Annotated in this window: 14 protein-coding genes; 9 read left to right on the top strand and 5 right to left on the bottom strand. The window is 56.8% G+C overall.

The window, feature by feature from the left end:
• Positions 1 to 3 precede the first annotated feature (3 nt).
• Positions 4 to 1,197, top strand: coding sequence for a 2-methylaconitate cis-trans isomerase PrpF (prpF, locus tag WH50_RS03645; RefSeq protein ID WP_110186083.1), 1,194 nt, complete (start codon positions 4 to 6; stop codon positions 1,195 to 1,197).
• An 85-nt stretch (positions 1,198 to 1,282) separates the two neighbouring features.
• Here prpF and WH50_RS03640 read toward each other — a convergent pair whose 3' ends face one another.
• Positions 1,283 to 2,206, bottom strand: coding sequence for a LysR family transcriptional regulator (locus WH50_RS03640; protein ID WP_110186082.1), 924 nt, complete (start codon positions 2,204 to 2,206; stop codon positions 1,283 to 1,285).
• 306 nt (positions 2,207 to 2,512) lie between these two features.
• Here WH50_RS03640 and WH50_RS03635 point away from each other — a divergent pair, with 306 nt between their 5' ends.
• From WH50_RS03635 to WH50_RS03605, 7 genes are all read left to right on the top strand, one after another.
• Positions 2,513 to 3,682: an alpha/beta hydrolase family protein gene (locus WH50_RS03635; RefSeq protein WP_110186081.1), complete on the top strand. Its 1,170-nt coding sequence runs from the start codon at positions 2,513 to 2,515 to the stop codon at positions 3,680 to 3,682.
• A 142-nt stretch (positions 3,683 to 3,824) separates the two neighbouring features.
• Positions 3,825 to 4,955, top strand: a complete 1,131-nt coding sequence (locus tag WH50_RS03630) for an FAD-dependent oxidoreductase (protein ID WP_110186080.1) — start codon at positions 3,825 to 3,827, stop codon at positions 4,953 to 4,955.
• A gap of 75 nt (positions 4,956 to 5,030) precedes the next feature.
• On the top strand, positions 5,031 to 5,969 hold the full coding sequence (locus tag WH50_RS03625; RefSeq protein ID WP_110186079.1) for a VOC family protein: 939 nt from the start codon (positions 5,031 to 5,033) through the stop codon (positions 5,967 to 5,969).
• Between the two features lie 14 nt (positions 5,970 to 5,983).
• Positions 5,984 to 6,343, top strand: coding sequence for a Rieske (2Fe-2S) protein (locus tag WH50_RS03620; protein ID WP_110186078.1), 360 nt, complete (start codon positions 5,984 to 5,986; stop codon positions 6,341 to 6,343).
• Positions 6,344 to 6,450: 107 nt separating this feature from the next.
• A complete protein-coding gene (locus WH50_RS03615; protein ID WP_110186077.1) occupies positions 6,451 to 7,644 on the top strand; it encodes an MFS transporter in 1,194 nt (397 codons plus the stop codon).
• 9 nt (positions 7,645 to 7,653) lie between these two features.
• The gene (locus WH50_RS03610; RefSeq protein ID WP_110186076.1) at positions 7,654 to 8,637 is read left to right on the top strand and encodes a fumarylacetoacetate hydrolase family protein; all 984 of its coding nucleotides are present in this window, start codon (positions 7,654 to 7,656) and stop codon (positions 8,635 to 8,637) included.
• Positions 8,638 to 8,685: 48 nt separating this feature from the next.
• Complete coding sequence (locus WH50_RS03605) at positions 8,686 to 9,489, top strand: cyclase family protein (RefSeq protein ID WP_110186075.1); 804 nt, start codon at positions 8,686 to 8,688, stop codon at positions 9,487 to 9,489.
• Positions 9,490 to 9,754: 265 nt separating this feature from the next.
• Here the strand turns inward: WH50_RS03605 and WH50_RS03600 are convergent, their stop codons facing one another.
• A complete protein-coding gene (locus tag WH50_RS03600) occupies positions 9,755 to 10,657 on the bottom strand; it encodes a SphA family protein (RefSeq protein WP_110186074.1) in 903 nt (300 codons plus the stop codon).
• Positions 10,658 to 11,255: 598 nt separating this feature from the next.
• Here WH50_RS03600 and WH50_RS03595 point away from each other — a divergent pair.
• Complete coding sequence (locus tag WH50_RS03595; RefSeq protein ID WP_110186073.1) at positions 11,256 to 12,986, top strand: diguanylate cyclase; 1,731 nt, start codon at positions 11,256 to 11,258, stop codon at positions 12,984 to 12,986.
• On the opposite strand, the gene WH50_RS03590 is transcribed toward WH50_RS03595, so the two are convergent.
• The 3 genes from WH50_RS03590 to alaC all read right to left on the bottom strand — a co-directional run bounded on the left by WH50_RS03590 (position 12,983) and on the right by alaC (position 15,575).
• A complete protein-coding gene (locus WH50_RS03590; RefSeq protein ID WP_207780164.1) occupies positions 12,983 to 13,180 on the bottom strand; it encodes a LuxR C-terminal-related transcriptional regulator in 198 nt (65 codons plus the stop codon). The two genes, WH50_RS03595 and WH50_RS03590, sit on opposite strands and share 4 nt — an antisense overlap.
• A gap of 188 nt (positions 13,181 to 13,368) precedes the next feature.
• Entirely contained in the window at positions 13,369 to 13,797 is a 429-nt protein-coding gene (locus WH50_RS03585; protein WP_110186071.1) for a MarR family winged helix-turn-helix transcriptional regulator, read from the bottom strand.
• A 515-nt stretch (positions 13,798 to 14,312) separates the two neighbouring features.
• Positions 14,313 to 15,575 carry an alanine transaminase gene (gene alaC, locus WH50_RS03580; protein ID WP_110186070.1) on the bottom strand — a complete coding sequence of 421 codons (1,263 nt, stop codon included), beginning with the start codon at positions 15,573 to 15,575 and terminating at the stop codon, positions 14,313 to 14,315.
• Positions 15,576 to 15,792 lie beyond the last annotated feature (217 nt).

Genomic DNA, 15,792 nt, shown 5'->3' with positions numbered 1-15,792 from the left:
ATCATGCCCCATGCTCCTCAGGTAAAAATCCCCGCTACCTATATCCGTGGTGGCACCAGTAAAGGTGTTTTCTTTCGTCTGCAGGATTTGCCGGAACGCTGTCAGGTAGCAGGCCCAGCGCGCGATGCACTGCTGATGCGCGTCATCGGCAGCCCTGATCCTTATGCCAAGCAGATTGATGGCATGGGCGCGGCGACTTCCAGCACCAGCAAAACGGTCATACTCAGCAAATCAAGCCGCCCGGGCCACGATGTGGACTACCTGTTCGGGCAGGTTGCCATCGACAAGGCCTTTGTCGACTGGAGTGGCAACTGTGGCAACCTGTCTGCTGCGGTCGGTCCGTTCGCCATTGCCAGCGGGCTGATTGATGCCGCGCGCATCCCCGCCAACGGCATCTGCACCGTTCGCATCTGGCAGGCCAATATCAGCAAGACCATTGTGGCTCATGTACCGATCACCGATGGCGAAGTGCAGGAAACCGGTGACTTCGAGCTGGACGGTGTCACCTTCCCTGCTGCTGAAGTACAACTGGAATTCCTTGATCCTGCGGATGAGGGCGACGGTGAAGGGGGTGGCGCCATGTTCCCCACCGGCCATCTGGTGGATGATCTGGAGGTGCCCGGCGTCGGCACGTTCAAGGCCACCATGATCAATGCCGGCATTCCCACCATCTTCCTCAATGCAGAAGAGATAGGTTACAGCGGCACCGAGCTGCAGGAGGCCATCAATGGCGATGCCGCTGCCCTCGCCCGTTTTGAAATCATCCGGGCACACGGCGCCATTCGTATGGGACTGATCAAATCAGTAGAGGAAGCCGCTACCCGCCAGCACACTCCCAAAGTGGCCTTTGTAGCCAAACCCAGAGATTACGTGGCATCCAGCGGCAAAGAAGTGAAGGCAGCCGATGTTGATTTGATGGTGCGGGCGCTGTCCATGGGCAAGCTGCACCATGCCATGATGGGCACCGCCGCGGTAGCCATCGGTACTGCCGCCGCCATTCCCGGCACGCTGGTGAATCTGGCAGCAGGCGGCGGAGAGCGCAATGCGGTGCGGTTCGGCCACCCGTCTGGCACCTTGCGCGTGGGCGCTGAAGCGGTGAGAAACGGAGACCAGTGGCAGGTGACCAAAGCCATCATGAGCCGGAGCGCACGCATCCTCATGGAAGGCAATGTGCGCGTACCCGGCGACAGCTTCTAAAAACGCACTCGCAAGTCAGCAGCGTATCAACAGACATCAGGGGCATGGCCAGTCCATGCCCTTCTGCACACTGTTGCAGTGCTAACTACCCACGCGGGCCAGCGTGCAGACGCGCCGCCGCCTCGCGCATCAGCCCTCGCAACCACAGGATCCCGAGATCACTGTTCTGATGTTTGTGCCACTGCATGCACTCATTCAGAGGTGGCATCGGTACCGGTGTCGGGAACACCCTGAGCGGCATCCCATAGCCAATCGCCTTATCAATCAGCAGCCGCTGCAACGTCGCAATCAGATCCGTTCCGATAATCAAGCTCGGCAGGCAGGAAAAACTGAAGGTCTGCACTTCTATACGCCGACGCAGATCGGCCCGTTCGTAATTGTGCGTCTCAAACGAGGGGTTGGAGTCCGGTGGCTGCATGATGGCATGGCCTGCAGAGACGAAACGCTCCAGCGTCATCTCGCCCTCGGCCAGTGGACTGCCCTGCCACACGATGCAGGCCAGATCGTCCATCAGCACCGACTCGGTAGGATGGTCCGATGAGCAGAATAAGTCAGGCAGGATCAGCATGTCGGCTTCACCCCGCTCCAGCTCTTTCTTCGGGTCAATCACCTGCGGCACGAAGTTAAAACGCACCCGGCTCTGCTGCTCACGGGCCACCTGCATGGCACTGGGTACCAGAGTATTGAGAATAAAGTCGGACACGCAGATGCGGAAAGTACGGTCGGTCGTCTGCGGGTCAAACTCCGGCTTCAGGGTAATCGACGCATCAATGCGAACCAGAATATCCCTGACCGGCAGTTCCAGCTTTTCCGCCAGCGGCGTCAGCAGCATCTTGCGCCCGACCTGAGTCAGCAGTTCATCGTTGAAGTAGCCGCGTAAACGCGACAGCGAGTTACTCATGGCAGACTGGCTGAGATGCAGCTCTTCCGCCGCCAGACTGACACTGCGCTTGCGTATCAGCGCATCCAGAGCCACCAGCAGATTCAGATCAAGTTTGCGAAAGTGCATTTGTTGTTATTCCTTTCGGTGCCACCCTGCCTATGCATCGATCACAGTTATAGATCGACAGACAACCATCGACAGGATCTATTGATCCATACGCTAGCCCGTCGGTCCGCATAGCACAAGACTATTCCCTACCTCGCCGATGAATCGATCTCATCAATATATTCAACCCGTATTATCAATTTAAAAAATAGAAAGGCTTTGACTAGGATGACCCTTATTCCTGCAGAGCCAATAATTCGCTGAAGGTCTTTTCGGGTTTTATTGCATCACTCTGCACTATAAAAACAATTCTAATTCGGAGTCGCTATGTTCCGTTATTTCCCCACCAATTACGTCTGGGACCTCTCTGTCAATCTGGCCATTGAAATGGGCGCTCGTATTGGCGAAATAGAAGAGATGTGTTCTCCCCTGAAAGAATTTGCTGATAAACCCGATGCTGCCGCCTCTCAGGCATTTCGCCAGACCTGGGCAAAAATGGCCGATAAACTGTGCGATCTGGCCTGTGAAGATGAACAGCGGGGTCGGCTTTATTCAGCGGCGGAGAAATACAATCGCGCCGCGATCTATTACCTCACCGCTGAACGCCTGCAAGGCGTCAACTCACCCGGCCGCGCGGAACTGTACCAGCGTGTGCAGAGCACCTTCCGCCGGGGTATCGAACTGGGCGGCGAAAACTGCGAACGGGTCGAAATCCCCTATCAGGACAAACACCTTTCCGGTCTGCTGGTACGTGCCGAGAACGTGGAAGGCCCGGCCCCCGTGCTGGTACAGCTCAACGGTCTGGACTCCACCAAGGAGATGAAATACCGCGTTGGCCTGCCGCAGTGGCTGGCAAAACGGGGTATTTCGTCGCTGATCATTGATCAGCCTGGCACCGGCGAGGCCATCCGCCTGCAGGGTCTGCATGCGGTCTACAACACCGAAGTCTGGGCCAGCACGGTCGTGGACTGGCTGGAACAGCGCGACGACGTTGACCCCAAACGTATTGGCTGTGAAGGCGTCTCGCTGGGTGGCTATTACTGCCCGCGCGCGGTGGCATTCGAGCCACGCTTCGCCTGTGGTGTGGTGTGGGGCGCCAACCACGACTGGCGTGATGTGCAGCAAAAGCGACTGGCCAGAGAAGGCAGCTTCCCTGTTCCCCACTACTGGGAACATGTGCGCTGGGTATGGGGTGCCAAAGACATGGACGAATTCATGGCCATTGCCGAAAACGTCCACCTCGACGGTGTGGTAGAGAAAATCCGGGTGCCTTTCCTTGTCACCCATGGCAGCAAGGACTCGCAGATTCCGGTGCAATGGGCACAACGAACCTACGACCAGCTGATCAACTCCCCTCAGCGCGAACTGAAGATCTTCACTGAACGCGAAGGCGGTGTGCAGCACTCCAGCTTCGACAACTCCGTCAACGCCGGTCACTACATTGCCGACTGGGTGGCCGAAACCCTGGGTGGACGCACGGCCCTGCCACAAGGCTGAGATCACGGAGCGACTGATGCTCCCTGACATGCCGGCAACGGTGGTCACTGGCGCCACAGTGATGAGCGCCAAACCACTATCGCATGCCCTTCCAGCTTCATTACCAACAACTTCATTACGACAACAATAAGGCGAGGTGGTTATGACCGCAGTTAACAAGGTGCTTATCGTTGGCGGTGGCTTTTCCGGTATTGCCGCCGCCATCGAACTACGCAAACAGGGTATTGCCGTTGACCTGATCGAGCGCGACCCCGACTGGCGCCCAGAAGGTGCTGGTATTTCTCTGGGTGCCGCCACATTACGCGCCCTCAACCGTCTGGGGGTCTACGAGGCCTTCCAGCAGCAGGGTTTTACTTCGGAAGATGCCGATCTGGTCACGCCTGCAGGGCACAAGATTGCCACCCTGTCCGTAGGCCCCGCCGTGGGCTCTGACATCAGGGGCGAAGGCGGCATTCTGCGTCCGGTACTGGGCAAGATTCTGGCAGACAAGGTGCTGGCCAGCGGTGCCGAGGTGCGTCTTGGTATCAGTTATCAGTCCATGGAACAGCAGGGTGACAGCGTTGCAGTCCAGTTCAGTGATGGCTCATCCGCCCGGTACGATCTGGTCATCGGTGCGGAAGGATTGCATTCTCAGCTGCGTCAGCACCTGTTCCCGCAACTGCCCGCGCCGGAATACGTCGGTCAGGGCGTCTGGCGTGCGGTATTCCCCCGCCCCGAAACGTTTCAGCAGACCCGCCTGTGGCTGGGTGACAGCGTCAAAGTCGGCCTCAACCCCTGCTCGCAGGAGCGGATGTACATGTTCATCACCGAGATTCGCCCGAACCGTGAGCATATTGATCCGTCCACCTGGGCTGACGCCATGGCGGCGCTGCTGCAGCAGTTCCCTGACCCTTTCCTGCAGGCGCTGATTCCTCATCTGTACGCTGACGATGCCCACATCGACTACCGTCCGCTGTTCAATCTGCTGGTGCCCATGCCGTGGAACGTCGGCCGTATCGTGCTGATTGGTGACACGGTGGCCGCCACCACGCCCCATCTGGCATCCGGCGCCTGTATCGGCATCGAAAGCGGCATCGTGCTAGCCGAGGAGCTGGGGCAGTGCGACTCACTACAGCAGGCGCTCGATCAGTTCCATCAGCGGCGCTGGGAGCGTTGCCGACTGGTGGTAGAGAACTCTGCCCGGCTGGCACAGATCGAGATCAACCACGGTGACAAACGTGAACACGGGCAGATCACCGTCGAGTCCTTCAAGGCGCTGGCTCAGCCCATCTGACCTTTCCCTGTAACGGGAGCAACACGCACGTTATCGCAGCGCCTGTCGCTGCTCGCCTGAATAGAGGTTTATGCCATGAATATTATTGGTCTGGAGACGCTGGTATTCAGCGTCGAAGAGCTGGAAGCCTGCTGCGCTTTCCTCAGCGATTATGGCCTGCACTGTGTTTCGCAGTCCGCCAGCAGCGCACGCTTTGAGGCCGAAGACGGCACAGCGGTGGAAATTCATACCGACGATGTGGCGGGCCTGCCGAAAACCGACATTCCCTCCCCTGCACTGCGCGAAACCGTCTACGGTGTTGTCTCAGCCAGCGTGCTGGATGAGATCAGGCAGGAACTGAGCAAGGATCGCGAGGTGCTCTGCGATGAAGACGGCACCCTGCACTGTGTTGATGACGAAGGGTTTGCACTGGCCTTCAAAGTCAGTAGTCGCCGCCCTCTTCAGGCCCGGCCAGACCTGACCAACACCCCGGGACACGCCCCTCAGCGCCCGGTGAATCAGCCTGGGGTGGACCCACAACGTCCGGCCAAACCCCTGACCCTGTCCCACGTGGTGTACTTCGTCAATAACGCCGCCAAAGCCGAAGCCTTTTATGAACGGCTGGGCTTTCGCACCTCCGATCGCTTTGAAGGCGTCGGCCCCTTCATGCGTCCGGCAGGCAGCGATGATCACCACTGCCTGTTCATGATCGAAACGCCCCCCTTCGTCAGAGGTTGTGAACATTTCACCTTCCATCTGGGCAGCGGCACTGAGGTATTGCAGGCCGGTACCCAGCTGGCCAGCAAGGGCTGGAACAGCTTCTGGGGCCCCGGTCGCCACATCTTTGGCTCCAACTGGTTCTGGTATTTCAACAGTCCGCTGGGTTGCCATATCGAATACGACGCCGATATGGACAAACACGATGATGAGTGGGCCGCCCGGCAGGCACCGTTGAGTGCCGACACCTCGCAACTGTTCCTGTTCACGGGCACCGCCAAATGGGTGCCCGGTGGCCCGCCCCCCAAATCAGCCTGACGGCAGCCGCAGCCATGGCCATACAACGCCCCTTCAGGTTGTGTTCACTGGCTGAACTGCAGGCCAGAGAGGTCGCGGGTTTCGACCCGCTGGCCAGGGGCAGGGATGCCCTGCTGGCACTGATCAGTGATGAGCAAGTGCATGCCTATCTGAATCGCTGCCCTCATGAGCCCGTCGCGATGGAATACCGCAAAGACAAATTTCTGTCCGGTAAAAGACAACACATCATGTGCTTCGCCCACGGCGCCCGTTTTGAAAAGGATACGGGCCTGTGTATTCACGGCCCCTGTCTGGGAAAAAGCCTGCAGCGAATAACAACCCATATTCAGGACGGTGATATTTATATCGACCTTGAGGAATTAATACAGGCATGAATACCCGCCGAGTAATTGCACGCTGTTATTCAGCATATCACTAAAGCCATTCACAAACCTGAAACCACAAACCCGCAACCACAACAATAAAATCAAGAGGTTTAATCATGTCAGAGAAAGCCGCGGGCATACCGCAAGCGTTTATTCTCTTAGCAGGCTGCTGCCTGCCAATTCTGGGTGCGGTATTACTCGCCCCCGTTCTGCCTTTGATGGAGCAGCATTTTGCTGATGATCCGCATGTCAGCACTCTGGTGCCCATTTCCCTGACGATTCCGGCACTGATGATTGCCCTGTTCGCCCCGCTCTCCGGCACAATAGCTGATCGCTTTGGCCGCAAACGCTGCCTGCTCATCTGCATCGGCTTCTATGGGCTGTGCGGCATACTGCCGTTGTGGCTCGATTCGCTGGGTCTGATTGTGCTCAGCCGGGCCGGGATCGGCATTGCCGAAGCAGGCATCATGACCTGTTGCACTGCCCTGATGGGTGACTACTTTCATGGTCGGCAGCGTGAGCGCATCTTCGCCCTGCAAATGGTCGCCACATCGCTGTCTGCTGCCATTTTTATCGCGCTGGGCGGCGTACTCGCACAGCATGACTGGCGCGTCCCCTTCTGGATCTACAGCGCAGGTTTCATCTTTCTGCCCTTAATGGCGGCGCTACTGTGGGAGCCTGCTGCACGGCAGACGGATGCACAACCCGAAAATGTCACGCTGGCACCCATGCCCTGGCGACCTCTCCTGCCCCTGTGTCTGCTCAGTCTGTTTGCCGGTATCAGCCTGTTTATCGTGCCGGTGCAGGCGGGCTATCTGCTCAATCTGCTGTCCGTTGATGACCCGGCCAAAATCGGTATGACCATGGGGGCCAACCAGCTCGGCGTACTCATCGGTGCAGCCTCGTTTCGACTGATCAGCCGTTTCCGCCGCAGTGTGGTGATGATGGCGGCCTTTGCCCTGACCGCAACGGGCAGTCTACTGATGGCCAGCGCGGCACAGCATCTGCTGCTGACACTGGCAGTCACCCTCTGTGGCATCGGCCTGGGCATTATGTTGCCCAGCCTGATCACCAGCATTATGGCGTTGGTCGACTTTAATCAGCGTGGCCGCGCCGCCGGGATGTTCAATGCCATGATCTTTCTGGGTGAATTTATCAGCCCGTTGCTGGTGCTCAGCATCACCCGCGGCGTCACCACCGTCATTCCCCATGCGCTGACCATTATCGCCGCCCTGCAGCTGCTGATCGCCATTCTGGTGGTCATCAGGGTGCTGCCGGTGCGCTCGCCTGCCGTTGCTTTTGACTCCTGAGGAGCTGTTATGAAACTGGCCAGTCTGAAATCAAACTCATGTCGGGACGGACGTCTGATCGTCGTCTCCCGTGATCTGCAACGGGCCTCCTTTGCTGATGGCATCGCCTCGACGCTGCTGGATGCCATGGAGCGCTGGCAGCAGGTTCACAGCGAACTCAACGCGCTCTATCAGGCCTTGAATCAGGGTGATGTTGAGAGTTTTGCCTTTGATCCGCGTGCCTGTGCGGCACCTTTGCCACGTACCTATCAATGGCTCGACGGCTCAGCATTTCTCAGCCATTCGGCGCTGATGCAAACCGCCTTCAACCTGCCAGCGATTGAGGGTATCGAGCAGATACCGCTGATGTATCAGGGCGCCGGGGATGACTTTATTGGCGGCTATGATCCCATCCCATTGCCCAGCGAAAAGCATGGTATCGACTTCGAGGGCGAAGTGGCCGTGATGGTTGATCATGTCCCCATGGGATGCTCTGCCGAGCAGGCGCTGTCTCATATCAGGCTGATCGTGCAACTTAACGACGTTAGCCTGCGGGCGCTGGCACCGCGCGAAATGAAAACCGGCTTTGGCTTCCTGCAGGCCAAACCCTCGACCAGCTTCGCTCCGCTGGCCATTACCCCTGATGAACTGGGTGAACACTGGCAGCAGGGCCGCGTTGCCCTGCCCCTGCACGTGCGCTGGAACAACGAATGGTTTGGCAACCCGAATGGTGCTGCGATGCATTTTGGCTTTCATCAGCTGGTTGCCCACGCCGCCCTGACCCGCAGCCTGAGCGCAGGCACCCTGGTCGGCTCAGGTACGTTCTCCAACCCGGATCGCCGGGTCGGTTCTGCCTGCATTTCCGAGCGCCGCGCCATTGAAATGATTGCCAGCGGAGGCCAGCCCAGCACGCCCTTTATGGCTTTTGGAGACCGTATTCAGATGGACATCCGCGATGAAAACGGCCTGTCGCTGTTCGGCGGTATCGATCAGGAGGTGGTGCGTGCCTGCTGAAGGCACGCCCCATCGTAATAACTTCTGCTTTCCATTGAGAACCACACCATGATGCCTTCCCTCACACGTCGCATCGTCGACCTGTCCGTCACCCTGGAAAACAATCCCTACACCGATCCACCGCCGCTGCTGCCGAAGATCGAGTACACCGATCACCAGCAGGGCTGGGCAGAAATGGCTGGCATGTTCCCCGGCCTCAACAAGGAAGATCTGCCCGGCGATGAGTCCTGGGCGGCGGAACGTATGGTCATTACCCCGCACAACGGCACCCACATGGATGCCCCCTGGCACTATGCCTCGGTCACCGATACGGCTCTGACAGAGGGAGGCAGGCCGGCTTACGGCATTGATGAACTGCCGCTGGAGTGGTGTCTGCAACCCGGCGTGAAGCTCGACTTCCGTCATCTGCCCGATGGCCATGTGGTCACCGCCGCCGAGGTAGAGGCTGAACTGCAGCGTATCGGCCATCAGCTGCAGCCGCTGGACATCGTACTGGTCAACACCCGCGCCGGAGCGGTGTATGGGCAACCGGGGTATCTGGAAGCCGGCATCGGTATGGGCCGTGAGGCGACCCTTTATCTGCTGGAGCGCGGCGTGCGGGTGGTCGGCACGGATGCCTGGAGCTGGGATGCCCCGTTCAGGTTTACCCGTGAACGTTTCGCGGCCAGCGGTGATGCGTCACTGATCTGGGAAGGCCATAAAGCCGGTCGGGATATTGGCTATGGTCAGATGGAAAAGCTGGCCAATCTGGAGCAGTTGCCTGCCAATGGTTTTCTGGTGAGCTGTTTCCCTTACAAGATCAAGGGCGCATCAGCAGGTTTCACTCGTGCGGTAGCGATATTCACCGAATAGCATTCTAAATAATACCGCCGATAAATCGTCTCTTACCTGTATTGCACTGATTGCGGATGGCTAATACCCATCCGTTTTTTTATTTTTCTCACTTTTCACTTTTCACTTTTCACTTTTCACTTTTCACTTTTCACTTTTCACTTTTCACTTTTCACTTTTCACTTTTCACATTCGTCATTTCGCCAGAAATAAAAAAGCACTGCCAATAATGGCAGTGCTTAGTCGGTTTTGAATCAATAACTAATAAGAACGGACTAACATGCAATCAGAAGCGAGTGGCAAAATTCAGCCAGAGATTAGCTCCCTCTGCCCTGTTTTTGACGTGAGTCTCTTTCTGATAACTCACACTCAGTTCAGAGCCGGTATTGAAGCGCCAGTTAATGGAAGGCCCAAAGGCCAGCGTCTGCCCGCGGTTACCATCGTCCGCCACACCGCTGCCCTTATCATCCGTCAGCTGCTTCAGCCAGTAGCCGGTTACCCCCAGACGCAGATTACGGTTGAAGTTGTAGCCAGCGGCGTAGTCGACCACCAGCTCCTGCCCTGAGCGATAATGGGTGTCTTCATTTTCAAAGTTGACGATATAGCGTGCCGCAGTGCCTACTTCCCAGCCGGGCTGCTGCATATCGACGTAGTGATAACCCAACACGGGCTGCACCGACCAGTGATTCAGGCCCGGATTCGTCAGCCGATGAGCATCATAGCTACCTGTCGGCGCCACGGTGTCGAGGCCAACCACATAGCTGTTAGGCCCGCGCTGCCAGTGCAAACCCGCCGTCAGGGTAACATCTGCCAGTCCGCCGCGGCTGTCCTGACCACCAAACAGCTGCGTTTTCTGGTCAATCACGTAGGGGGCGACCATCTGAAACCACAGGTCTCCTCCGGCTACCTTGGTTTCTGTCACTCTGATCAGCCTGCTGGTTTCTACCAGCACATCCACCTTGAATCCGACAGGTATATCCTTGCCATTACCGTCCTTTAATTTATCAGCGCTGTATTGGGAAGTTTGAAACATGGCATAGGTGCCAGCGAAAGGAGGAATAGCACCCGCATAGAATTGCGAGCTGCCCAGTCCATATTGGGTATTACCGTTTTCTGCAGAAAATACCGGGGTAGCCATCATTGCGGGCACGGCACCAGCAAGACAGCAGCATATTGCTACTCGTTTCATAAAGGATCTCTTTCATGGAGTTATTCTTATTCATGAACGGCAATAAACAGAAGGATGGCGAATTACCAATCACTTTCGGTATGCAATACCGACTTTTCCTCCGACTTTATTGCGCTGCCTTGACAGGTTAATGGACTTAGCAATATGGATAAAAGCCATTTAATGAATGCGATGTATCACTGTCATGGATAGATTGACCTCAGATTCGGTCACGGCTCCCTGACACGAGGCTACAGGTACTGGCCGAGCGAAATGCGATGATCAAGCCGCAGAACACGAGCAGTCACGCTGAGCTAACATTATTGAGGCTACGGTCGCCTTCACACTCAGAGCTGGTGGCCGCTGCCACCTCAGCATCCTGATAACTTCGCGACGAACATCAGGTCTTCAGGACGGCGCATTCAGCGCCAATCCACCACGTTCTGACGCCCATATTGAGGTTCTGGACTGACGGGTTTCGCATTCATTTCCTACTCTTTACCTGACTGCTTGCTTATCCGATAGGGATGTCTCCACCCGGAGCTGGCGGCTCAGACAGGGCTGTCTTCATTTCCAGTAGTGTTGACCACAACGACCGTCAGGAGCTTTTCTCACGACCATGCACCGTCGAACAAGCAATGACCCCCCAATAACCTCCACCTTCCACCGCGCTCAGATCAGCCGGCGACTGTGGCTGGGGGCCATTGCTGCCATCCTGCTGTCTGTTGCACTGGCAGCAACGGTACTCACTCACCTCTATCACTCTCTGATGCGCGCCGAAGTGAGTGCCCAGCTGCTGCAGGACCTGCATCTGGTGATAGATGCGGGCAACCGGATCAGCGCTGAGCGAGGCCCTGCCAATCTGCTGCTGGCCAGTGATGCCAATAGCCACACTGCCCGGCGTCAGTTGCTGGAGCAGGCACGGCAAAAGACAGATAACGCCCTGGTTCGTTTGCGTGAAGGCATCATTACCGATTCGCAGCTGGATCGGGTGTTGAATGTGCTGGCGTCCTCCCGTCAGCAGGTGGACATGAGCGCCGATCAGCTAGCGCGCAACTATGACAACGTCCAGCGTGCTATCAGCGCAATGATGGCGGCCTATGACAGTTTCAAGGCAGTACTGCTGAACCGCGCATCTCAGATGATCAGTGATGACCCTCAACTGAGCGGCGCCATTATTCGCGCGCTGGTGCTGTGCAGCTTGCGCGATGATGCCGGACGTCTTGGCTCACACATCATCGCGCCTCTGGTGGCAGGTGTGCCCATGCCGGCGCAAAACATTCAGGACAGTGAGCGAACGCTGGCGCGTATGGAGTCGCACTGGGAAATGCTGTGGTTTGATGCTGATGCACTGACACCGCAGGGTAACGTTGCCGAACTCGGCAAGGAGGCGCTCACCAAACTGAGTGGTGAAGGTCAGTTGCTGGTACGTCGACTCATCACAGAGGGCCAGAGTGGCGTCCCCTACTCCATGAACGCTACCGACTTCACCCTGCACTACGTCAAGGTTCTGACGCCACTGGAAGACTGGTCCAATGCTTATCTGAATCAGCTGGTGGGTGAATTTCAGCAGCATACAGAGCCTGCCCTGGGCCAGTTTTTTGTGGTGTTACTGATTGCCACCCTGATCGTCTGCCTGATTGCAGGTATCGTGCTGCTGGTCCATTTACGGGTGCTTAAACCCCTGCTGGAAGCCAGCGAAGTTGTGATCGCGCTGGCCGAGGAGAAAACGGAGACCAGCCTGCGCCGCGACTGCAACGTCAAGGAACTGCAACCGCTGTTTGAGGCCATCGATACCCTCGGCTATCGACTGCAGGAGCGTATCGCCCTGACCCGGCAGCTGAAGCATCAGGCAGATACTGACGGCCTGACCCAGCTGCTCAACCATCGCGCCTTTACCCATTACGCCCTTTCTCGCCTGAACAAGGCCACTGCCAGCTGCCGTGTCTTTCTGATTTTGCTCGATATCGACCACTTCAAAGCCATCAATGACAGCCACGGCCATCCCATCGGAGATGCGGTACTGGTTGCCGTGGCAGAGACGCTGGCTAAGCATGTCAGGCCCGATGATCTGGTGGGTCGCATCGGTGGTGAGGAGTTTGCCGTGTTACTGCTGGCGCCAGACATCAGTGCCGTACTCAATCTTGCATCGCGCCTGCAACAAGCTCTGCGGGAGCTGCAACTGCCAGCAGGCAATGGTAAGGCGATCAGAGTTACCGCCAGCTTTGGTGTAGCCGAAGGTGGTGAGATCAGCTGGCAGGAGCTGCTCAACAATGCGGATTCAGCGCTCTATGCCGCTAAGAACGCCGGGCGAAACCGCGTGCACTGCTATGGTCCGCACACCGCCTAGATATTCACGTCCAGGACAGTTAATACCCTCTGATCAGTGACGGGCGCGGTACAGCAGGGCAAAGTTTTCGGCCTTGCTGTTACTTCCAGCTTGCGAAAGATGTGCTGCAGGTGGGTTTTGACCATCGCCAGTGAGCAGTCCAGTGCGCTGGCAATGACCTTGTTGGCAGTGCCCTGGGCCAGATGTACAAGCACCTGCACTGCCCGTCAGTGCGTCATCATGGCAAAACCGGCTGAAGGCTTGTCGCAGAAGACGTTTGTCGCCGTTGTTGTTTTTGCTGGCAGAAGGAACGGCACCGGCAGGTACCGCTGAAGACAGAGTGCTCATACCACACACTCCGAGGACGACAGCGCAGGTGCCCACTTGCGCCGGGTGATACAAATCAGCGGTTGTTAACGTTATTACGCATGACCTGCAGCGCTTCCATGACCATACCGACCTGAATGTGGTCGAGGCCCTTGAGTGCATGCTGGGTCACTTCTGCAATAAGTTGATCAATCATTTCCAGATGAGGTGTGGCCTTCTCCAGCAGATGCAGTCGGTAGGCTCGACGGTCATCCGGGTCAGGGCGACGTTCAACCAGCCCGGCTTCCGATAGCTGGTCAATCAGGCGTGCCAGCGTAATAGGCTGAACTTCCATCAACTCGGCCAGATCCACCTGACGCAACCCTTCGTTGCGCGACAGATGCACCAGCACCTTGGCCTGTGCAGTAGTGAAGGGGCTGTCGGTAAGGCGTTTCTGGAACATACGCCGCATATGGCGTGAGATGTCACCGATCAGGAAACCGATGCTTTGGTCATTCAACTTCATAGGTGTGCTTCTACTGCTCATCCGTTTCCCCGTGCTGCACGTCAGCAACAAGACCAGAAGGAACGGCAATTTAGTATAAGTTGCTTATTGTATGGTCTGCTTATCTTCTAACAATCGGGAAATATGTCTTACAAAAAGACAGTGAGTTGATGCAGTGATCTGGGCTGTCCGTGGTGTCCTCGGAGTACACCTCTACCCCAGCAGATCCTTGTCATCACAAACCGACGGCTCATACAGAGACCGTGCAAGCAACGCACAAACATCAGCGACAGGTTCGATAACGCCGCAGTGCAGGATTTTCAAGCAGCCTGCTGCTGAATCCAATCAGCTCCGCGGCATTTTACTGCCCTTTTACCCAAAAAAGGCAGGCAACAGATAGATGTCGGATTGTTACCCTGATGCGGCTGGACAATCGCTTTCAGCCCTGAGCAATGCCCGTTATTGATCCACCAGAAACAAAAATACCCCGAGGGAAATCCCTCAGGGCATTCTGTTATCTGTAACGGATGGGGTTATCAGGCTTCGCCAGGCTCTTTATGAACCTCGGGTTTGGCCTTCTGTTCCGGCTTGACCAGCCCGTCAGCACGGAACATCGCTTTGATGCCCCTGACGGCCTGACGAATACGGTCCTGATTTTCGATCAGCGCAAAGCGCACGTAGTCATCGCCGTAGTCACCAAAACCGATACCGGGTGAGACACAGACTTTGGCTTCGGCCAGTAGCTTCTTGGCAAACTCTAGTGACCCCAGGTGCAGATAAGGTTCAGGAATTTTGGCCCAGACATACATGGAAGCTTTGGGGTTATCCACCATCCAGCCGGCCTCGTGCAGCCCTTTCACCATGGTGTTGCGGCGCAGGCGATACTGCTCGGCGATATCCCGCACACACTGCTGGTCCCCTTCCAGGGCAGCAATGGCGGCTACCTGCAGGGGCGTGAATGTGCCGTAGTCGTGGTAACTCTTGATCCGCGCCAGAGCCTGCACCAGCTCTTTGTTACCCACCATGAAACCGATACGCCAGCCGGCCATGTTGTAGCTCTTCGACAGGGTGAAGAACTCCACGGCCACATCCTTGGCGCCCGGTACCTGCATGATAGAAGGCGCTTTCCAGCCATCGTAAACGATGTCGGCATAGGCCAGATCATGCACCACCAGCACCCCATATTGCTTGGCCAGCGCGACCACACGCTCGAAAAATTCCAGCTCGACGCACTGGGCCGTGGGGTTGGAGGGGAAACCGAGGATCATCATTTTCGGTTTGGGGATCGACTCACGGATGGCCCTTTCGAGCTCCACAAAGAAATCGACACCGGGAATCAGAGGTACTGAGCGCACCTGCGCACCGGCAATAACCGCGCCGTAGATATGGATCGGATAGCTGGGATTGGGCACCAGCACCGTGTCGCCATGGTCAAGGGTCGCCAGCATCAGGTGCGCCAGCCCTTCTTTTGAACCAATGGTGACAATAGCTTCTTCTTCAGGGTCGATATCAACCTGATAGCGGTCAGCATACCAGCGGGAAATAGCACGACGCAGGCGAGGAATACCACGGGAGGTAGAGTAACCGTGGGTGTCTTCCCGTTGCGCAACCGTACACAGCTTCTCGACGATATGAGGAGGCGTCGGGCCGTCTGGGTTGCCCATGCTGAAATCGATAATGTCTTCGCCACGACGACGGGCAGCCATTTTCAGTTCAGCAGTGATGTTGAATACATAGGGGGGAAGACGATCAATACGGGAAAAACGACGTACTGGGGGTACGGAAGAATCTTTAGCCATGTTGTCCTCGACATACGTAAGCGCCCGGAACCGTCCGAGCGACGCGGTCACACAGCGGTGACCTGAGGCAACACCCTACACCTGTGCCAGCCGATTTGCCTAGCCCCCTGTCGGGCTATTTTTTCTGATCCGCGTTCGCTTATTTCCTGCTGAGCGATCTGGCCAGATTGCCTGTTTCGTTCGCAATTGACCACCCACGCTATAGAGCACCATCACC

Origin of the sequence: Pokkaliibacter plantistimulans (assembly GCF_003194385.1) — a bacterium.
GTDB classification, from domain to species: Bacteria; Pseudomonadota; Gammaproteobacteria; order Pseudomonadales; family Balneatricaceae; genus Pokkaliibacter; species Pokkaliibacter plantistimulans.
This window is presented reverse-complemented; position numbering and strand designations above follow the sequence as displayed.